The following is a 19,386-nucleotide window of genomic DNA, read 5'->3' on the forward strand; positions in this document are numbered from 1 at the left end:
TGAACAAGTACAACGCGTTTGATGTGCGCTGCCCAACCTGTTATGTCCGGCCGCGCACGACCAGATACTGATCGAGCAGTCCGCGAATGTTCTCACGCCCAACCGGATTCGCACTGTGAATCGAGTAGATGAAGTTGGGTGGGATAAAGCGGCCGCCCGAATCCAGATCCCTATCAATCAGCCACCTCACCACCACCATCGCCGTGTCGTCGCCTCCCAGATCATGATCAAAGGAGATTTCTCGTGGGCACCCGAGCTTCTCCAGCAAACCAATCGCTTCCGCCGACGTCCGTGCGATCTGCCAGTCGTCGCTCACAGGATCGCGGATGTCGTCGATGAACAGTCGATAAGGCATCAGATTCTTTCCCCACTCATAAGGGCCCTCAGGATCGTCTAGCTTTGCGCCGCGATGCAAGCCTTCGCCGCGTCCATCCAGTCCTTCCAGCGGCTCGAAGCGAAACGCCGGCTCGACGGATGCGCAACCGGAAAACAAGTAAATTCGTGCGACTCACTGGCATGTTGAGCGCGACCTGTCCAGAGGCTCAACTTTCGCGCGTTGGTTGGCATCGAGAGCGCCAGTTCGGGGCCCTTCGTCCATCCGTCACGCTCACCGGGCAGCACATCCCACAGCCTGATGCCCAGCACGAGCACGACCGTCGGCCTGAGTCTGCACACCACCTCGTTGAACGCTGCAAGAGACTGTCTGAACTGCAAGGTGGTCGGCCGGGCCTTCGCCCCCGCCATGCTATCCCGCACGTAGTTGTAGAAGGCGACCGTCTGCCAGAAATGCACCGGTGCAGGATCTTCACAGCCGGTGATCAGTCGCTCCGCCGCCGCACATACCCTGTACCGGCCTGTTTCGAATGTGCTGGTGGAGTCCCCGCAGTGCGCCCTGATCATGTGGGTGACAGCGTGCGTCTCGGTCAACTGCAATTCGTAGCTCGATTCGCCGAGAACCAGCCAGCGCTGTTGCTGTTTCGAATAGTGGTCCCCGACCCACGGGTAATAACGTACCTCGTCCGAATATCCCGTCGCCATCGTGCAGGTTCAGCCGTCTTCTTGATTGTGATTGGCAGCTAGTCTAACGGATACGAAAAACGCTGGTTCAACAGATCTACGCTCGACCCTCGACGCCCGCACCGTCAGCAATCCGTAACATCGCAGCCGCCAACGCCGATGATGCAGTGCACAGTATCGGCGACTGAAAAGCCACTACACTGCGACGAGGCGCTCTCCAAAGTTTGCGGACGCGCCACGGCGGTCCAACCCAGGAGACGCGACATCATATGAAAAATATAACGATTCGCCAGTTAAAGGCTTTTGAAAGCGTGGCGCGCAATTTGAGTTTCTCGCGCGCCGCCGAGGATCTGCACCTCACACAGCCGGCCGTATCCATGCAGGTAAAGCAAATGGAGGATCAGGCGGGCTTGCCGCTGTTTAGCCACATCGGCAGACGCATTCTGCTCACCGAAGCCGGCAAGCTGCTGCTGCGTCACAGCATGGTGATTCTGGCGGATCTAAAAGCTGCCGAGCAATCCATCGCGAACCTGCGCAGCGGCGAGGCACAACGTCTGCGCGTCGGGCTGATTACCTCCGGCAGCTATTTCTTTCCGCGTCTGATCAGCGCGTTCATGCACGACAGAAATCAGATCGACCTCGACATGACGGTGCGCAGTCGCGATCAGCTCATCGGCCTCTTGCGCAGCGACCAGATCGATCTCGCAGTGATGGTCCACGCGCCGGATGATCCCACGATCGTCGCCGAGACGTTCGCACCCAACGCGTTCGTGCTGGTCGCCGCCCCCACCCATCCGCTCGCTGACGAAGCGGACATCCCCTATGCGCGCATCGCGCTCGAATGCCTGCTCGTCAGAGAGAGCGGCACCGACACGCGCAGCGCGGCCAACGATACCTTCTGCAGCCGCGAATCCACACCGCGCTTCATGGAGATCGGCTGCTCCGAAGCCATCAAGCAATCGGTCATGGCCGGTATGGGTATCAGTCTGCTCGCGGCGCACACGGTTCAGTCCGAGGTGCGTGCGGGTCTGCTCAAGGTACTCGACGTGCAGGGTTTTCCGCTCAAACGCCACTGGTGCGTGGTCCATTGCGCGGACCGCCATCTGCCACCGGCAGCCCTTGATTTCCGGCAATTTCTTCTCACCGAGGGCGGCGCGCGGCTCGAACACTTCACGGGAATCGACAGCGTGCAGACGGGCATGATGGATTTTCCGGTTCCTGAGCACGCGGCGCGGGAAACGCAAGCCTTTGCTGCCCTCAGCGCGCGCCACGAAGTCGCCCTGCGCACTCGCGCACTGTTACGAAGCGACGGATTGCCAGATCAGCAGCACGTTCAGCACCAGAATCACAGCGGTGGCGACGACAGCGACGCCGATCAGCTTGCGGCTCGCCATAAAGCGGCCCATCACTGAACGTCGCGACGACAGGACGACGAGGGCGACGAGCGGTACCGGCAAGATGATGCTGAGCACGATCTGGCTATCGATCATGGCGGTCATTGGATTGCAGGTCATGCAGACAATGACCGCCGGTACCATCGTGATGAGGCGCCGCAACAGCACCGGCGTCCTGAAGCCGACAAAGCCCTGCATGATGTTCTGGCCCGCCATCGTGCCCACCACCGAACTGGAGATGCCCGAAGCCAGCAGCGACACCAGAAACAACGCGGCCGCGCCGGCACCCAGCACGGGCGTCAGCGTGTGATACGCCACCGCGATGTCCGAGATGCCTGGCGCTTTCTTGCTGAACACTGAAGCCGACATCGTCACCATCGCCAGATTCACGAGGCCGGCGAAGCCCAGTGCGATCACCACTTCGCGGTTCGAAAACCGCACCAGCCTGCTGCGTTGATAGTCGTTGCGGGCTGGCGCACGATTCTGTGTCAGGCCCGAGTGCAGATAAATCGTGTGCGGCATGATGGTGGCGCCCACGATGCCCACCGCGAGCATCAACGCGTCGTTGCCGTGCAGATGCGGCACGAAGGTATGAAAGAGCGCGGCGTGCCAGTTTGGCGGCGCGATGAAAAGCTCGCAGAGATAACTCAGACCGATTACCGTGATGAGCACGGCGATCACGATTTCCAGTGGACGGAAGCCCTTTTTGTCGAGCGTCAGGATGCCGATCGTCACCACCCCGGTGATCAGCAGACCCCAGCCCATCGCCAGATGGAACAGGAGCGAGATGCCGAGCGCCGCGCCCATGAATTCGGCCAGGTCGGTTGCCACAGCGGCGATTTCCGAACCGATCCACATGGCCACCACGACCGGACGCGGAAACTCGTCGCGGCACAGCTCCGCGAGACTGCGGCCGGTGACGATCCCGACTTTCGCGGACATGGCCTGAAACAGCATCGCCACGAGGCTCGCGAGCAGCACCACCCAGAGCAGTTCGTATCCATAGGTCGAACCCGCCTGGATGTTGGTCACGAAGTTGCCGGGGTCCATGTAGCCGACCGAGGCGATCACCGCAGGTCCGGCGAACGGAAGTAGCGCACGTATGCCACGGCGGTTGTTGTCGAGCGTGTCGCGCATCGCCGTTACGGTGTCGGCGGTCGCGTCCCCGGAAAGCGCGTAGCCAGCGGTTCGTTTAATTGCCATCAACATGATGAACGCCTCTTCTCAGTGTTGCGTGGTATCGGTGGGACTCGATACCCTGCTCCGTTACCGGCGCAGACAGCATCGAATCCTCTACGCGCCGTGGCCCGGCAGTTCTGATCGAACCCGCGGGCCCACGGCACCCGTTGCTACACGACGGTCGTGCTCATGCAGGCACGTTATGCCAGCACGTCCTGGCGCTGCTTCAGTTTATGGATCGCGTCCAGCGTTTCCTCATCGACGCGCAAATGTTCCTTGAGCATCTGACGCGGCACATTGGCAAGCCATTGCGACAGCGTCACTTCCGAGAAGTGGTCCGACTTGAATATCTCCAGAAACACGAGATCATCCTTGCCGGTGTTCTTGATGTAGTGACCGAGGTTTTTCTCGACGTAACCCACGTCACCCGGATTGAAGTCCACCGTCTGCGCCGCCGGCCCCGTGTTGAACACCGTCATGCGGCCGCTGCCCTTGATGTAGTACTGCCACTCGTCGTTGTCCGGGTGCCAGTGCAATTCGCGCAGACCACCTGGCCGGACTGTCACGAGCGCGGCTGCCACGGTTTTCGAAACCGGGAAGTTGTGACTGTCGACAATGCGCACTTCGCCGCCCGCGCTCGAGACGGTCGGCGTCATGGCACTCATGCGGAAAATGAACGGGTGATCCGGACGACCCGCCGGCGACGCGCAGTACGCCTGGTCCGCTACCAGTGGACCCGCCTTGGCGCCCTGATAGATCCACAACTGGTCGAGCGGGATGTCCTTGAATTTCTCGGCCGGCACGCCGAAGTTTTGCGCCAGAATTTCAGGCGGCGTATGCGCGAACCAGTCCGTCACCATCAGCGTGTTGAATTCACCCGCCGCGCCGTTATCGAAGGCCAGCACGAATTCGCCGCCGTTGTCGCCCACGCCCTGCAGCGAGTGCGGCAGCCCCGGCGGGAAATACCAGATGTCGCCGGACTGCACATCGGCAACCTCCGCGCGGCCTTTCGTATCAATGGTCGTGATACGAACGTCGCCGCTCACCATGATGGCCCACTCGGCCTGCTGGTGCCAGTGCAACTCCCGCACACCACCCGGCCCGAGGCGCATGTTCACGCCGGCAATATCCTTCGATACGGGAAACGCCTTGGTCGTGACTTCGCGCGCCCAGCCGCCCGACTGAATGCGCTTGTGCGCTTCGTTGAACGAGGCCCAGGGAATCGGCATACCGCCGACATCGGTAGCCGGTGGGTTGTTGAACGAGGGCAACACGTCTCGCAGTTGCGGATTCTGCGGCCCCGGCTCGGACAGCGCCGCGGGCGTCGAGTTGATGCTGCCTTGCGGCGGACTGTCGGGATTGCCGAACTCCGCAGCCTTGGCGACGGCCGAAGCGCCGAGCGCGACGACTCCGGCCGCGGCGCCGACCAATACGTTACGACGAGTCAGATCAGTCATGTCTACGTTCTCCTGATTAGTTTTTCTGCCGGGGTGTGGACCGCAGCCGCAGGACGGTATCCCGTTGCCGTGCCACACATGGTAGGAAGGCGGGACGCGAATGACTAATCAGGATTTATTGCGCAAACTATAAGAACGTTTGATACAGGCGCGACGCGAATGCCACTACGATAGACATCCCTACAGATCGTCCCAGTACGGCGGTGAGCCAATCGCATCGACGAGGAAAGCCGACACCTCGCGCACCTTGTGCGAGCGCAGGCGGTTCTCCGGTGAAAGGAGCTGGATGTACAACGCTTCGGCCGACGCGGAGATATCCCAGTCGGTCAGCAGGCTCACGAGTTGCCCCTGTCTGAAACTCTGCGGCGCGAACAGCCAGCTTGGAAACAGCACGATGCCCCGCCCTGCCAGGGTCGCCGACACCAGCACCTCCGCATTGTTGCTTCGCAAGGAGCCGCTCACGTCGAGCCACTCGAAGTGCTCCGCGGACGAGCGCCTGAAATACCATCGCTGCGACCCTTGCTGCCCCTTGTACAGCAGGCAGTTGTGCTGCATGAGGTCTGCGGGGTTCTGTGGAATGCCGCACCGCGCGAGGTATTCCGGACTCGCGGCAAGCCGGTAGCTGTGCGCACTGACCACCTTGCCGATCAGCCCGGAGTCCACCAGCCGCCCGACGCGAATCGTCACATCGGTGCCTTCCTGCACGGGATCGATGAACGCATCCGTCAGCGTGAGTTCAACCGACACGTCGGGGTACTGGTCCTGCAACTGGTTGACCAGCCGGGCAATGTGCAGCCTGCCGAGTGCTTCCGGCGCATTGATCCTGACCAGTCCGCGAATGCCGGCCGCGCCACTCGTAAGTTGTTCGGCAGCGCTATCGAGCAACTCGATTGCTTCACGCACCTGCGAGTAGTAGCGCTGTCCCTCTTCGGTGAGCCTGACCGCTCGCGTGCTCCGATAAAACAACTGCTGTCCCAGCTCTTTTTCCAATGAGGCAACAAAGCGCGACACTGATGACGCAGGGACTTCAAAGTGACGGGCCGTCGCGAGAAAACTGCCGGTCGTCACGACCATCAAAAAGTAGCGTAAGGCCTGGATGTTCATGGTTGTCTCCCCGGCCATGAGGCGGCCCGCGCGCTGAACACGCCTGCCGGGCGCAGCGGCAGCACCCGTCGTTGCGCGAGTTCGTGACATTCATGCGCGGGTGAAGCGCCGGGCAAATTGGAGCGGAATGCTGTTTCGACAAAATTGATTTGCTGCGCCAATGAATTGTTGCAGATAACACCTTCGCCTACCATCCTCTTCGTCGGCGTTCACGCCATCCAGCTCACCCGTTTCTCCCCATACGATGACCACCCTCTTCGAAACCTTCGACCTCCAGGGCATGACGCTCAGGAATCGCGTTGTCATGGCGCCGCTGACACGCTCGCGCGCTCCTGACGACATCGCGGACGAGCGCACCGCGCTCTACTACACGCAGCGCGCCACCGCCGGCCTGATCATTAGCGAGGGCACGCCCATCTCTCACGAGGGTCAAGGCTATCTGTTCAATCCCGGCATTTTCAGTGCGGAGCAGATCGCCGGATGGCGGCTGACCACGCAGTCCGTTCACGCAGTGGGCGGCAAGATCTTTGCGCAGATCTGGCATGTTGGCCGGGTCTCGCATCCGTCGATCTATAAGGACGGCCGCCTGCCCGTGAGTGGCTCGTCGAAGCGCCCGGTAGGTGCCGCCGCGTTCGGCTACGACGAAACCGGCAAGCCCGGTTTCGTGGAACCACCAGCGCCGCGTCAACTGGAAACCAGCGAGATTGCGCTCGTCGTGGAGGACTTTGCGCAGGCTGCCGACAACGCCGTCGAAGCCGGCTTCGACGGTGTCGAGATTCACGGTGCCAATGGCTATTTGCTGGAGCAGTTCATCAATCCGCTCGTCAATGACCGCACTGATCACTATGACGCCGGGACCGTCGAAAGCCGCTTGCGTTTCGTGCTCGAAGTGGTCGACGCCGTGGTGCAAAGGATCGGTGCGAAGCGCACAGGCATTCGCATCTCGCCGTATGGAAAGCTGTTCGACATGCCCCTCTATGACGAGATCGACACGACTTACACGGAACTCGCGAGGCAACTCGGGCAGCGGCAACTGGCCTATGTGCACGTCATGAATCAGTCGGGCTTCGCGCGGCTGGACAACGTCATCGAAACCGAGGGCGAAGCGGGATTCAATGGACTCCTGCGGAAAATGAAAGCGCATCTTCCACGTACCGCGCTCATGCTGGCGGGTGGCATGACGCGCGAACACGCCGAGCAGATGATCGAGAGTAATCTCATCGACCTCGCCGCGTTCGGTGCAAGTTTCGTTAGCAATCCCGATCTTGTCGCGCGGCTGCAAAACCGCTGGCCGCTGACGCCGCCCGATCCCGCGACGTTTTACGGCGGTGGTGCGGCAGGCTACATCGACTACACGCCCTATAGCGCGAGTTAGATTGCGCACGGGGCATCCCGTTTCTTCTTTCAACCGACGCCACCACGCATTGGTGCGAACGGCGTCAAAACCAGAGCCCTATTTTTTGGAGTAGCAGCATGAGCGCAGCACAAAAGGTTGTCATCGTAACTGGCGCGTCGCAAGGCATCGGCGCCGAAGTCGTCAAGGCGTTCCGCAAACTCGACTATCGCGTCGTGGCGACTTCACGTTCCATCAAGCCGTCGGAAGACCCCAACATCCTGACCGTCGCCGGCGATATTGGCGATCCTGGCACCGCCCGCCGCGTCATTTCGGAAGGTCTCGCGAAGTTCGGCCGCATCGACACGCTGGTGAACAACGCCGGCATTTACATCGGCAAACCGTTCACGGAGAACTCGCGTGAAGACTATGAAGCCGTGACGAACGTGAACATGGCGGGCTTCTACTACATTACGCAACTCGCCATCGCCGAAATGGAAAAGCAGGCGGGCGGTCACGTGGTGAGTGTGACCGCGAGCGTCGTGGATCAGGCCATCAGCGGCGTCTATTCGGTGCTGGCCGCGCTCACGAAAGGTGGCCTGAACGCCGCCACGAAATCACTCGCTATCGAGTACGCAAAGAAAGGCATTCGCGTCAACGCCGTAGCGCCTGGCGTGATCAAGACGCCGATGCACCCGGTGGAGTATCACGACATGCTGGATGGTCTGCACCCGCTGGGCCGTATGGGCGAAATGAGCGATATCACCAACGCCATCCTGTTCCTCGATTCGGCACCGTTCATTACCGGCGAGATTCTGCACGTCGACGGCGGGCAGAGCGCAGGCCGTTAAGCAGCACGATGCGCGCGGCGGTCGCGACATTCCCTTGTTGCTTCACCGCCGCGTGTCAATCGAATCAGGACAGGTATGAAACTCCCCTCTCGCGCCCCCTTTTTCGATGCGCTCGACGATGTCCGCGCCGTCTCGCCCGCACTCGAACGCTATACGACCGAGGTTCTGCTCGGCGGCCTGTGGAAGCGCCCGCAATTGTCGCCACGCGACCGCAGCATCGTGACGCTGTCGGTGATGATTGCGCGCCATCAGAGCACTGAGTTGCCGTATTACGTCGAACTCGCGCTCGATAGCGGCCTCGAACCTGGTGAGATTTCCGAGCTTATCGCGCACCTCGCGTTTTACTCGGGCTGGGGCAATGCGCTCGCAGCCGCGCAGGCAACGAGACCCGTGTTCGAACGACGCTCGATCGACGCCTCCCAACTGGCGCCTGCTTCCGTGGATCTGCTTCCCATCGACGCGGCAGCCGTCGCGCAACTCGAAACTGCCGCGGAGCATTTCGGCGCGGTGGCGCCCGGACTCGTGCAGTTTTCCACCGACACCCTCTTCGGCGACCTGTGGCTGCGTCCCGGCCTCGCGACGCGCGATCGCAGTCTTGCGACGGTGAGTACGGTGGTGGCCACCGGGCAGTTTCCGCAACTGGCCGGCTACGTCAGACGCGCACTCGACAACGGCGTGAGCCGCGAACAGATGTCGGAAGTGATGACGCAACTGGCGTTTTATGTGGGCTGGTCCAGTGCGTTTACGGCGCTGCCCATCGTGAAAGAGGTGTTGGAGCAGCGGTACAAATGAGTGCCCGGGACGACTTGCGCGTGAGATCAGCGTAACGCCGAAGAGCCACGGCCGTAGCCGCACAGATCCAGGCGGGCACCGTGTGGATCAACCAGCATGGCGCCATTCATCCAATGGTGCCGTTCGGCGGCGTGAAGCGCTCGGGATGGGGTGTCGAGTTCGGCATTGATGGCCTGAAGTCAGTGACGCAGCCGCATGTGCTCAGTATTGCCAAGGGTTGAGCGGGCGCCTCAAGAGCGCACCGCGGGAACGCAAAGCGTTTTCGAGCATTTTTGCGGCGCCACGCAGGGTTCTCGACTAAGATAGCTGCACCTTCCCAATCGCCAACCCGACGAGCGCCGGTGTCCACCACCCGGCCTCGCATACCGTGATGGATCTACGTCAACTGCGCTATTTCACCGTGCTCGCCGCCCATCAGCATTTTGGGCGGGCCGCTGCCGTGCTGCACATCGCGCAGCCGGCGCTCAGCCGTCAGGTGCAGTTGCTCGAAGCCGAACTCGGTGTGAAGCTCGTCGAACGTCATTCGCGTGGCGCATCGCTCACGCGCGAAGGCGAACTGCTGCTGGATCGCGCAACCTTTCTGCTGCGCTACGCGGACCAGATCCGCGTCGACATCATGGATCTTCAAGGCACGCCGCGCGGCACCGTCGCGCTCGGTTTGCCGCCCGCGTTCGCCGCGTTTTTCGTGGTGCCGCTCACACGTGTGCTGCGCGACCGTTATCCGGAAGTGCGGCTGCGCGTCAACGAAAGTTTTTCGCCCTCGCTCTCGGATGCGCTCGAACGCGGCACGCTGGACGTCGCCCTGCTCACCGGCCCGATCGCCGCGCCCGCACAGATTCATGCGGAGCCTTTGCTTATCGAAAAGCTGTGCGCAATCGGGCCTGCGAGCGACGCGCGGCTTGCAGGAGCGTCGCTGCCTGTCGAGGCGCTCGGCAACGTGCCGCTGGTGCTCGCCGGCCTGCAAAAATCCGGTGTGCGGCTCGCGGTCGAGCGTGGTGCCGCGAACGCGAACCTCGTGCTAAACGACGTGATGGAAGTCGAATCCGCCGACGTCGCCGCGCAACTCGTCGTGGACGGTGCCGGCTGGACGGTGCATGTCGCCTCCGCCGTGCGGCGCGAGATTCAGGCGGGACAACTGCGCGCGGTGCCCATCGACGGTCTGGTGCTGGAGCGTTTTCTCGCGCACGCGCGTCAGCGGCCGCCTTCGAGCGCGACCATCGCGCTGATGAGCACGATCCGCGCGCTCGTGGCGATGATGATCAGCGCCGGCGACTGGCCGATGGCGCAGGCGCATGAAACGCCCGTCGAGGAAACGGGTACACGTGACGAATAAAACGTGAGATGACGAGGTGCGGGGCGCGCACCTCGTCACTCGTTTACGGCATGTCCACGTGGCTCGCCGCATCGAGTGGCGCCATCGTCACCACGACGGGCGCCAATTCCAGCAACGGCATCACGGTCGCGCGATACGCGCGGTAATGGCCGGTCTCGCGATGCGCGTCCAGCGCCTGCTGGCTCGCAAAGATCTCGAACATCCGGAATGTCATGTCGGGTCCGCGGCCCACGTATAGATCGAAGCGCAGGCAGCCCGGCTCATCGCGCGTAGGCGGCACCACTGCCTGCAACGCGTGCTGCACCTCGGCTTCGCAACCTGGCTTCGGCACGAACGTGGCGAAGATCGTGATGGCCGTGACGACGGCCTCCTCGCCCTTAGCAGGCGCGAACGATGATGTCATGGCAGCGGACACATCGGCACGCGCATCGTGCCCGCTTCGAGTTTCAGATCGAGGTCGAGCCTGAAGCTCCCATCCGACTGCCGTTCGAACCGATGCAGCAGCGAACCGACCGCACCGAACACGACATCGCGATAGGCATTCGGATCGTCGGCATCGAAAATCTGCGTGGCGAGCGTCTTGTAGCCTTCCGCCATCACGATGAAATGCAGATGCGCGGGCCGCATGATCGCCCGTTGCTGCGCGTCGAGCAGTTCGCCGCACGGACCGTCGACGGGCACCGCATAGCCCGAAGGCCGCACGCTGTGAAACGAGAAGCGCCCATCGGCATCGGTCTGAAAACGGCCACGCAGATTCATTTCCTCCTGATGCGGGTCCTGGTTCTCGTAGAGGCCGCCAGGCGACGCCTGCCAGGTTTCGACCCGTGCATTGGCGATCGGCTCGCCATCGAGCGACAAAATCCGGCCACTCACGAACAGCCGCTCACCCGGCGTGCCCTCGGCGGCGATCGGCGCGCCATTCTCGCGCAGCGGTTGAGCGGCGCGCCAGAATGGGCCGATCAGCGCCGGCTCGGTGCCGCCCGCGGCGAGCGAACGCTTCGCGTCGATCAGACCCACGAGCGTGGCGAGGCCAAGAATGTCCGCGAGCAGAATGCCCTCGTGTTTTTCAGGGCCGGTCGCCTTGCCGATGCGCACGAGGAAGTCGAGCCCGACTTCCAGTTCCTGGTAGCTGAGATCGACTTCGACGGCGAACGCATGCAGATGACGAAGCAACGCGTCGAGTATCTGCTTGAGACGTGGATTCGTCGTGCCGCGGTTAGCGGCCAGCACGGCGTCGAGCAAAGCCTCGGGCGTGGCGGGGAGCGCCTCGCGGTGTTGCGCCGCTAACGGCGTCGCCGTTGCGGCGGCTTGTGCGGATGATTTCATAGGTACTTCGTCTCCTGCATGGGTTCGCGCGCAGGGTCTGGCTTCGTGAGTCCGCGTTAGCGGTCGGCCAGTTGCGCTTCGTTCTTCAGATAGCCGGTATCGTCATATTGAAGGCCGGTGCTTTCGGCGGCCTTCAATACGTCAGGGTGCCATTCGATTCGCCCCACTTCTTCATCCGTGCCGCCCACCACCGAATAGATCACGAGAGCGTGGTCGTTCGGATTGCGAAAGCCGCGCATGACGCCGGTTGGCATCGAGATGCAATCCCACTGGTTCAACTCGATCTGATGCTCGCCGTGCTCACCCCAGATCACGATCATCCTCCCATTGAGCGGAAAGAACACTTCTTCCGTCTTATGGGAATGCAGATTCGCGCCCTGGCCAACCGGCACTTCGATCAAGGTGACGCCGAAGCGATGCGCGCCTTCGATAGCGGGTTGCACGCCTTTGTTTTCGAGCACGCCACGGTTGATGATCTTGTAGAGGCGCTTTTCGAAGCCCGGCAGTCTGCTTTCGATGAAGGTCTCGCCGTACGGTTCGACCTTGCCCCAGCGCGCGATGCGCGTCGCTTCCATCTGCTCCGGTGTGATGTCCATGATCGGTGTTTCTCCATGAGTAGTGATTGAGCGTGACTGGCGTGTTGCCAGCCCACAACCCGATCGTATTCAGCGCGTCTCGCGAAATCCAACACCATTTTCTGACCGGCTCGATAACTTGCCGGCATCGGCGCTGCGCATTCGGCAGAGTCAGGCGCCGGGCCGTCGATAACAAACGGTTATCGGCTTCAGAAAGAATCGGTGTTGGACGCGAGCACGCGCCGCCGCCTACGATCGCTTCACAACGTCGGCATTCACACTCATGGCCGGCGGGATTCATGCGAACCAGGAGACATTCATGGACGACACCGCTTGCGCCTCGGTAGAACGCGATACGCGTTCTGCTAACGAGGACCTTCTCTTCGACATCGGCTTCGTGGGCGTCGGCAAGCTCGGCCTGCCGATGGCCGAGCATCTGCACCGGCATGGCCACCGTGTGTCAGCCTTCGACGCCAGCAGCGAACGCGCAGCGCTGGCGCGCGCAGCCGGCCTGCCCGTGCTGGACACGCTGGAGGCCGTGACCGATACGGCTGCGATCCTGATCACGTCGCTACCGCACGATGCCGCGTTCGAAGCGGTAGCTGGCGAGCTGGCCACGTGCGTCCGACCCGGCCAGCTCTACATCGACACCAGTACCGTCTCGACGAAGGTCTCGGCCCGCGTGGCACAGGTCTTCGCCGAAGCGGGCATCGACTATCTGCGGGTCACTGTGTCGGGCAATGCGCGGATGGCCGAGCACGCACAACTGACCACCATCGCGTCTGGCCCCTTCGCCCTTTATCAGCGCGTGCTGCCGCTGCTGCGCTTGCTGGGGCCGTCGCAGTTCTATGTGGGCGAGGCGGAGCAGGCCCGCGTGATGAAGCTCGTGATCAATTCGATGGTGGCAAACACAGTCGGCATGCTCGCTGAAGCGCTCGCCATCGGCAAGCAGGGCGGCCTCGACTGGAGCGACATGTGGCAGGTGCTGTGCGCGAGCGCGGTGGCCTCACCAATCGTGAAGGCCAAGGCGCAACAACTGGTTTCGCACGACTACTCGCCGACCTTCACCGTCGATCAGATGCGCAAGGACGTCGGGCTGATTCTGCAAGCCGGTGCCGACTCCCAAACGCCGTTGCCGATCACCTCCGTGGTCGCGCAGGCGCTGGAACATGCGGCGGCATTCGGCTTGGGCAGCGAGGATTACGCCGCGATGATCAAACTTTCGCTGCGGACCGCGCGTCCGCAGCACGACGCCTGAGCGAGGTGCGACATGCCTGCTTCCACTACCACGTCCCCGGATCTCGCAGCTTCCCCCGCTACGCTCGCGCCCGCTGCAACGGTGCGCCATGGCATCGCGCTCGCGCTGGTGATCAGCCTGTTCTTTGTGTGGGGTCTCACGTATGGTCTGCTCGATGTGCTGAACAAGCATTTCCAGCAGACCCTCGACGTCACGCGCATGCAGTCGGCGCTGCTGCAAACCTGCTACTTCGGCGCGTACTTCCTCGTGGCGATTCCGTCTGGCCTGTTCGTCAATCGTTATGGCTACAAGCGCGGCATCCTGCTCGGCCTCGTCGTCTTCGCGTTTGGCGCGCTGCTGTTCGCACCGGCTACCGCGCTGCATCGCTTCTATCCGTTCCTGATGGCGCTGTTCGTGCTCGCGTGTGGCGCGGCCTGCCTGGAGAGCGCAGCGAATCCGTACGTGACCGTGCTGGGCCGTCCGGATGGCGGCGCACGCCGGCTCAATCTCGCGCAGGCGTTCACCGGCTTCGGCGCGTTCGCGGGGCCGCTGATCGGTGGTCTGTTCTTCTTCCGGCATGGTGCGCCGGCCAGCGTGAATGCGGCATCGAATGCGGCCGTGAATGCAGCAACTACCGCAGCAACTACGGCGGCATCCAACGCGGCATCAGTGCGATCGACCTATATCGTGATCGCGGCAGTCGTCCTGCTGCTGGCACTGGTGTTCTGGCGCATCGCGTTGCCCGAACCGGGCAGAGAGGCCGCTGCAGAACCCCTTGCGCGCGCCGCGGACACGACGCCGCTGCGACACGAACGGCGCTTCGTGTTCAGCGTCGTCGCGCAGTTTTTCTATTTCTCCGCTCAGGTCGGCATCGCAGCGTTCTTCATCAACTTCGCCACCGAGCACTGGACGGCATTGCCTGTGAGCCAGGCGGCGTTCATGCTGTCGGGAGCGATGATCGCGTTCACCGGCGGGCGCTTCATTTCCACCGCGCTGATGCAGCGGTTCGACGCGGCGGCGATGCTCGCGGTGTACGCGGTCGTCTCGCTGGTGCTGTGCATCACCGCCTGTGTCACCGAAGGTCCGCTTGCGGTGCTCGCGCTGAGCGCGGTGTTCCTGTTCGAGTCGATCATGTTTCCGACCATCTTCGCGCTCGGCGTCAAAGGGCTCGGCGTGCGTACGGGGCGCGCCGGCTCGTTCCACGTCATGGCGCTATTTGGCGGCGCGGTCGCGCCGTTGCTGATGGGTGCGATTGCAGACCGTTTCACCACCGGCGCAGCCTACTGGGTGCCCGTGCTCTGCTTCGCCATCGTGCTGGGCTTCGCGCTGTTCATTCGCGGTGAGGAGCGTCGCGTGCCAGCGCGGGTGTTGGAATGAATCTCTGGAATGCTCATCAGCCCTGAAAACAGGCTTCGTTTGCATGCAGTCAACCATGAAGGAATTCATCATGTCAGAACTCCAGGCTGAAATTCAGCGTCTCGTCGAACCCAATCTGCGCAAGCGTCTCTACGTGGCGTTCAGCTATCCGGTGGCGTCCGTTGAAGAAACGATGCCGCACATTCCCGAGCACATCCACTATCTGCTCGAACACGAAGACAAGGTGTTCCTGTCCGGACCCTTCGTCAGCGAAGGCCATATTGTCGGCGAAGGCATGACGGTACTGTATGCCGCAACGGAACAAGAAGCGGCGGCGTTCATGGACAACGAGCCGTTCATCCGGCGCGGCTTGCGGCGCTACGAACTCAAGCTCTGGGAACTGCGCGAGGGTACGCTCTCCATCAGGACGCGTCTTTCGGCGACGCGCTTCGAACTCGACTAACGGCGCCGCTGCAATAGGGCGCTGCAATACGCAGCGCGCGATTTTTCAGGCGAGGAAGGTACGCATGAATCAACCCGCAGAACGGGCGCAACCGCTGCCGTTCAATCACATTGGCATGACGGTGCCCGACATCGACCGGGCGATTGAATGGTATGGCGCCGCACTCGGCTTCCGGCTCATTTTTCGCCGCACGCTCGAACGCAACCCCGACGTGCCGGAAGTGGCAGAAATATTCGGCCCCGCGTTTCGCTGGGCTTTTCAGGCGCATCTCGTGTCGGCCAACGGCGTGGGGCTCGAACTGTTCCAGTTCGTCGAGCCGGCGGTGGAGATGCCGCAGGACAACTTCCACTATCAGCGCGGCGGCGTATTTCATCTGTGCGTGACGGACCCGGATCTGCCGGGTCTCGTTGAACGCGTGATCGCGCACGGTGGACGGCAACGCACGAAAATCTGGCAGTTTCTGCCGGACCGTCCTTATCAGCTAGTGTATCTGGAAGACTGCTTCGGCAATGTGATCGAGGGACTGTCACATCACTACGCCGAGACGTTCTCCAATATGCCGGGATGGCACGCCGCCCAGGCACAGCATGCGCAAGCCAGTTAGCCGCGCAGTGCTGCCGCGCGGCGACGGCCACGCTCAGGTGCGAACCACACTGTCGGCGCGTTGACGTTGGACCTCGGCCGGCTCTTCTGCGGCGGGCGATGTCTTGTGGAGGTCGGTCCCGCTCGTCTCGGGCAGGAAGATGGCGGCACAGAATGCCACCGCGTAGGCGCACAGCGCACACGCGCCCATCGCCGTGCCGAGTGGCAGCGAAGCGGCCAGCACGCCGACCGTCGCGGGCACGATCGAACCAAAACCACGACCACCGCCGACGCAAAACCCCTGGCCGCTCGCGCGAATGTTGGTTGGGAAAAGTTCGGCGAACGTGGGCAGCATGCCCGAAGCCAACGCGGCCTGAAAGGCACCCAGAAAGAAACTCAGCACGATGGTCACGGTGGCCCCGATCGGCGCCAGCAGATAGACCGCGACATTGGCCGCCTGCAGCACCAGGAACGCCATGAACGCTGGTCGCCGGCCCACGCGGTCGGACATCCATCCGTAGAAGAACGGCCCGACGAGCGAGCCCACGATGTTGAAGGCAAGATAGCCCGCGCTCGTCCCAACCGAAAGGTGCAACGCACTGCGCAGATACGTAGGCAACCAGGTGATCATCACGTACGCACCGCCGTAGATGCCGGTGGCCATGACCACGGCAGCCAGCGTGCGACGCAGGTGGGCACGGGCGAAGATTTCCCAGAACGGCGTCGGTACAACACCTTTTTCACGTGCCGCCTTTGCGTCCGCGTAGGCGCCCGACTCGGGCACCAGTCGACGGATGAACAGGATCAAACCCGCGGGGAGAATGCCGAGCGCGAAGAACACGCGCCAGCCAATCTGCTCGGGGAACAGCGAGGCGATGACCGGCAACAGCGCAACGGATAGCGCGTAGCCGAGCGCATAGCCGCTCTGCACGGAAGCCGCCACGCGGCCACGCAGCGCGGGCCGTATGACTTCGCTGATCAGCACGCCACCCACGGCGGCTTCACCGCCATAGCCGAGGCCCTGCATGATGCGGATGCCGAACAGCACGGGAAACGAATTGGCGAATGCCGCGGCAACGGTGAAGACTCCCACCCACAGGATGGTGAACTGCAGGATCCGCACACGCCCGATCCGGTCGGCGAGTATGCCCGCGCCCCAACCGCCAATCGCCACACCGAGGAGTGCCGCGGTGGCCAGATAACCCACTTGCGGATGCGTCAGCCCGAGCGTTGCGATCAGGGCGGGGATCACCAGCGAGAAGATGGTGGCGTCCATCGAATCGAGGCCAAGGCCGGCGAAACACGCCCAATACGTGCGCCGCTCAACAGGCGTGAGATCAGAGTACCAGCCTAGCCGCATTTTTCTCCTCGTGGAAACAGCGCAAGTGCCGTCGATGCTTTGGGGAATGCGCGAGCCGCCTCATCGCCGCACACGTGCTCGAGAAGGTGGAAGGATTCCCCTGATGTGCACGTTAGCGAATAGAGACGTGCGCAAGAATCTCGGGTTAACCACGAGAGAGGCGGTACATGTCCGGTTTTTGCCTGGTTCCGTTACCCGTCTGGAAAGGCGTGGTTGTGCGGGAAGGCCCAGCCGCCATGACTTCATGCGATTTTTTCTGCGCGCGGCGCGCAATGGCCGCCAGCGTCTGCCGCGAAGCAACCGATAAGCAGATTAGATGGGATGGCAACGAAACAGATTCCTGCGTGAGCGCCCGCGCGCTTCGATCGGGCGCGCGGCGCTCCCCTTCCCTGCGTTTTTTCCAGCGCAGATCAAGCAGATCAGGTAATGGCACCGATCTGCCACGGCACGAACTCGTTCTGTCCATAACCGTGCAGTTCGCTTTTCGACATGGAACCGGACGCGGTAGCCAGCATCAGTTCGAAAATCTCCTGCCCCAACTCGTCGATGCTCTTTTCGCCATCGAGTATCGTGCCGCAGTTCAGGTCGATGTCTTCTTCCTGGCGGCGCCACAGCGCCGTGTTGGTCCCCAGCTTCAACGAAGGCGATGGCGCGCAGCCATAGGCCGAGCCCCGTCCGGTGGTGAAGCAGATCAGATTCGCGCCGCCCGCCACCTGTCCGGTTGCCGACACGGGATCGTAGCCGGGTGTATCCATGAACACGAGACCATGTGCGTGGACGGGCTCCGCGTAGCGATACACCTCGACGAGATTGGTCGTGCCGCCCTTCGCCACAGCCCCCAGCGACTTTTCCAGAATCGTCGTCAGTCCTCCCGCCTTGTTGCCCGCCGAAGGATTGTTGTTCAGATCGGCTTCCATGCGCGCGCAATACGCTTCCCACCAATGGATGCGCTCGATCAGCTTCTCGCCCACCGCAACGGATACCGCACGGCGCGTCAACAGATGCTCCGCGCCGTACACCTCCGGCGTCTCGGAGAGAATCGCCGTGCCGCCATGCGCCACCAGACGATCGACCGCCGCGCCCAGCGCCGGGTTGGCGGTGATGCCGGAATAGCCGTCGGAACCGCCGCATTGCAGCCCGATCATCAGATGGCTGGCGTCGACGGGTTCGCGCTTCACGCGATTGGCGTCGACCAGCAAGGCCTTGATCGTTTCGATGCCCGCGGCCACCGTGCGCGCCGTGCCGCCCGTGGCCTGGATCGTCATGGTCTTGAGCGCGGCGCCGGCCGTGAGGCCTTCGCTGCGCAACAGACCGTCGATCTGATTGGTCTCGCAGCCAAGGCCGACAATCACGACAGCGGCGAAGTTCGGATGCCGCGCGTAGCCGCCGAGTGTGCGGCGAATCAGACCCAATGCTTCGCCCTCCGAATCAATCGCACACCCTTGTCCATGCGTCAGGGCGACCACGCCATCCACATTCGGAAAGGCCGCCAGCGCCTCGGGATGGATATCGCGGCGGAAGTAGTCGGCAATCGCGCGCGCCGCCGTTGCTGAGCAGTTGACCGAGGTCAGAATGCCGATGTAGTTACGGGTCGCCACCCGGCCGTCGGCCCGCACGATCCCCATGAAACGCGCCGTCTTGCCCGCTTGCTCGACGGGCCTTGCGTCCACCCCGTAGGCGTAGTCGCGATCGAAATGGCCCATCGAGAGATTGTGTGTGTGAACATGCTCACCCGCTTCGATTGCACGGCTGGCAAAGCCGATGATCTGTCCGTAGCGGCGCACGGGCGCGCCCGTTTCGATGGCCCGCACCGCCAGCTTGTGGCCGGCCGGAATCAGGCCGCGCACGGTGAGCCCGTCACGCAACTGCACACCGGTGACGAGCTGATGCCGCGCAATCACCACATCGTCCTGTGGATGCAGACGCACGACCGGCTCCGTGGCCGGCACACCACCGGTGGACCCCGCTGCAATATCTCCAGTCTCAAACGTCATATTCACTTCTCCATTCCAAAGACGCCGCGTTCA

The 19,386-nt window shown here is 62.5% G+C and carries 19 protein-coding genes and 1 pseudogene; 10 read left to right on the forward strand and 10 right to left on the reverse strand.

Going from position 1 to position 19,386, the window contains the following annotated elements; translation table 11 throughout:
- Window positions 1-40 precede the first annotated feature (40 nt).
- Together D0B32_RS27010 and D0B32_RS27015 are read right to left on the reverse strand one after the other, a co-directional pair.
- Complete coding sequence (locus D0B32_RS27010; RefSeq protein WP_117337381.1) at window positions 41-355, reverse strand: cyclic-phosphate processing receiver domain-containing protein; 315 nt, start codon at window positions 353-355, stop codon at window positions 41-43.
- A gap of 38 nt (window positions 356-393) precedes the next feature.
- Complete coding sequence (locus D0B32_RS27015; RefSeq protein ID WP_117337382.1) at window positions 394-1,038, reverse strand: hypothetical protein; 645 nt, start codon at window positions 1,036-1,038, stop codon at window positions 394-396.
- A gap of 248 nt (window positions 1,039-1,286) precedes the next feature.
- On the opposite strand from D0B32_RS27015, the gene D0B32_RS27020 reads away from it, so the two are divergent.
- The gene (locus D0B32_RS27020; protein WP_117337383.1) at window positions 1,287-2,429 is read left to right on the forward strand and encodes a LysR substrate-binding domain-containing protein; all 1,143 of its coding nucleotides are present in this window, start codon (window positions 1,287-1,289) and stop codon (window positions 2,427-2,429) included.
- Here D0B32_RS27020 and D0B32_RS27025 read toward each other — a convergent pair.
- The 3 genes from D0B32_RS27025 to D0B32_RS27035 all read right to left on the reverse strand — a co-directional run bounded on the left by D0B32_RS27025 (window position 2,316) and on the right by D0B32_RS27035 (window position 6,151).
- Window positions 2,316-3,620, reverse strand: a complete 1,305-nt coding sequence (locus D0B32_RS27025; RefSeq protein ID WP_117337384.1) for an Nramp family divalent metal transporter — start codon at window positions 3,618-3,620, stop codon at window positions 2,316-2,318. The two genes, D0B32_RS27020 and D0B32_RS27025, sit on opposite strands and share 114 nt — an antisense overlap.
- 170 nt (window positions 3,621-3,790) lie before the next feature.
- Entirely contained in the window at window positions 3,791-5,047 is a 1,257-nt protein-coding gene (locus tag D0B32_RS27030; protein WP_117337385.1) for a cupin domain-containing protein, read from the reverse strand.
- A 180-nt stretch (window positions 5,048-5,227) separates the two neighbouring features.
- Window positions 5,228-6,151 carry a LysR family transcriptional regulator gene (locus tag D0B32_RS27035; RefSeq protein ID WP_117337386.1) on the reverse strand — a complete coding sequence of 308 codons (924 nt, stop codon included), beginning with the start codon at window positions 6,149-6,151 and terminating at the stop codon, window positions 5,228-5,230.
- Between the two features lie 244 nt (window positions 6,152-6,395).
- On the opposite strand from D0B32_RS27035, the gene D0B32_RS27040 reads away from it, so the two are divergent.
- From D0B32_RS27040 to D0B32_RS27060, 5 genes and pseudogenes are all read left to right on the forward strand, one after another.
- Window positions 6,396-7,526 carry an alkene reductase gene (locus D0B32_RS27040; RefSeq protein ID WP_117337387.1) on the forward strand — a complete coding sequence of 377 codons (1,131 nt, stop codon included), beginning with the start codon at window positions 6,396-6,398 and terminating at the stop codon, window positions 7,524-7,526.
- 98 nt (window positions 7,527-7,624) lie between these two features.
- Window positions 7,625-8,335 carry an SDR family NAD(P)-dependent oxidoreductase gene (locus tag D0B32_RS27045; RefSeq protein ID WP_117337388.1) on the forward strand — a complete coding sequence of 237 codons (711 nt, stop codon included), beginning with the start codon at window positions 7,625-7,627 and terminating at the stop codon, window positions 8,333-8,335.
- Window positions 8,336-8,410: 75 nt separating this feature from the next.
- Complete coding sequence (locus tag D0B32_RS27050) at window positions 8,411-9,127, forward strand: carboxymuconolactone decarboxylase family protein (RefSeq protein WP_117337389.1); 717 nt, start codon at window positions 8,411-8,413, stop codon at window positions 9,125-9,127.
- A gap of 50 nt (window positions 9,128-9,177) precedes the next feature.
- Window positions 9,178-9,348: pseudogene (locus D0B32_RS27055) on the forward strand (aldehyde dehydrogenase family protein); the annotation flags it as partial.
- Between the two features lie 149 nt (window positions 9,349-9,497).
- Window positions 9,498-10,460: a LysR family transcriptional regulator gene (locus D0B32_RS27060; protein WP_117337390.1), complete on the forward strand. Its 963-nt coding sequence runs from the start codon at window positions 9,498-9,500 to the stop codon at window positions 10,458-10,460.
- Between the two features lie 43 nt (window positions 10,461-10,503).
- Here D0B32_RS27060 and D0B32_RS27065 read toward each other — a convergent pair whose 3' ends face one another.
- Genes D0B32_RS27065 through D0B32_RS27075 form a run of 3 tightly spaced genes read right to left on the reverse strand, consistent with a single transcriptional unit; the run spans window position 10,504 to window position 12,382 of the window.
- Complete coding sequence (locus D0B32_RS27065) at window positions 10,504-10,863, reverse strand: putative quinol monooxygenase (RefSeq protein ID WP_117337391.1); 360 nt, start codon at window positions 10,861-10,863, stop codon at window positions 10,504-10,506.
- A complete protein-coding gene (locus tag D0B32_RS27070) occupies window positions 10,860-11,786 on the reverse strand; it encodes a dioxygenase (protein WP_117337392.1) in 927 nt (308 codons plus the stop codon). Before D0B32_RS27070 ends, D0B32_RS27065 begins: the two co-directional genes overlap by 4 nt.
- A 56-nt stretch (window positions 11,787-11,842) precedes the next feature.
- Window positions 11,843-12,382: a cupin domain-containing protein gene (locus tag D0B32_RS27075; RefSeq protein ID WP_117337393.1), complete on the reverse strand. Its 540-nt coding sequence runs from the start codon at window positions 12,380-12,382 to the stop codon at window positions 11,843-11,845.
- 298 nt (window positions 12,383-12,680) lie between these two features.
- On the opposite strand from D0B32_RS27075, the gene D0B32_RS27080 reads away from it, so the two are divergent.
- The 4 genes from D0B32_RS27080 (at window position 12,681) to D0B32_RS27095 (ending at window position 16,021) form a co-directional block, all read left to right on the forward strand.
- Window positions 12,681-13,619 carry an NAD(P)-dependent oxidoreductase gene (locus D0B32_RS27080; protein ID WP_117337394.1) on the forward strand — a complete coding sequence of 313 codons (939 nt, stop codon included), beginning with the start codon at window positions 12,681-12,683 and terminating at the stop codon, window positions 13,617-13,619.
- Between the two features lie 12 nt (window positions 13,620-13,631).
- Window positions 13,632-14,975, forward strand: a complete 1,344-nt coding sequence (gene fucP, locus D0B32_RS27085) for an L-fucose:H+ symporter permease (RefSeq protein ID WP_117337395.1) — start codon at window positions 13,632-13,634, stop codon at window positions 14,973-14,975.
- 70 nt (window positions 14,976-15,045) lie between these two features.
- Window positions 15,046-15,417, forward strand: coding sequence for a YciI family protein (locus tag D0B32_RS27090; protein ID WP_181969917.1), 372 nt, complete (start codon window positions 15,046-15,048; stop codon window positions 15,415-15,417).
- Between the two features lie 64 nt (window positions 15,418-15,481).
- Window positions 15,482-16,021 (forward strand): VOC family protein, encoded by a 540-nt coding sequence (locus D0B32_RS27095; RefSeq protein ID WP_181969918.1) that lies wholly within the window; start codon window positions 15,482-15,484, stop codon window positions 16,019-16,021.
- A 33-nt stretch (window positions 16,022-16,054) separates the two neighbouring features.
- Here the strand turns inward: D0B32_RS27095 and D0B32_RS27100 are convergent, their stop codons facing one another.
- Together D0B32_RS27100 and D0B32_RS27105 are read right to left on the reverse strand one after the other, a co-directional pair.
- Entirely contained in the window at window positions 16,055-17,359 is a 1,305-nt protein-coding gene (locus tag D0B32_RS27100; protein ID WP_117337398.1) for an MFS transporter, read from the reverse strand.
- Window positions 17,360-17,778: 419 nt separating this feature from the next.
- Entirely contained in the window at window positions 17,779-19,353 is a 1,575-nt protein-coding gene (locus D0B32_RS27105; protein ID WP_117337399.1) for a UxaA family hydrolase, read from the reverse strand.
- Between the last annotated feature and the right edge of the window lie 33 nt (window positions 19,354-19,386).

This window comes from Paraburkholderia sp. DHOC27, assembly GCF_003429005.1.
Taxonomy (GTDB): Bacteria; Pseudomonadota; Gammaproteobacteria; order Burkholderiales; family Burkholderiaceae; genus Paraburkholderia.